This window comes from Vibrio sp. L85, assembly GCF_963871815.1.
GTDB lineage: Bacteria > Pseudomonadota > Gammaproteobacteria > Enterobacterales > Vibrionaceae > Vibrio > Vibrio harveyi.
Window position 1 is genome coordinate 1 of sequence record NZ_CAWMYL010000028.1, and the last position, 241, is coordinate 241.

The window sequence follows — 241 nt, forward strand, 5'->3', positions numbered from 1 at the left end:
ATGTGCTTAATACACATCTTCGGTTTTACGGATGTGGTTAAACACCTCGTAAACTTCATCGTATGAAACGTTGTAGCCTTCAAGCTTTTCAACGCAGTCACAAATATCATTGGTGTAGAAACACTCGTGATTGAATAGTTCACGGCGGATGATGGCTTTGATGCCATTTTCAGCAATATCTTGCGCAATCGCATCCTTTTGGATCTCGTCTAGCTTTTCGACTAAAGCACTCGCATTACTC

General features: G+C 41.5%; 1 protein-coding gene. It reads right to left on the minus strand.

Annotated elements, in window-relative coordinates:
- Positions 1–6 precede the first annotated feature (6 nt).
- Positions 7–241: DUF7659 family protein (locus AACR11_RS06595; protein ID WP_445286006.1), on the minus strand; the 235-nt coding region annotated here is incomplete at its 5' end.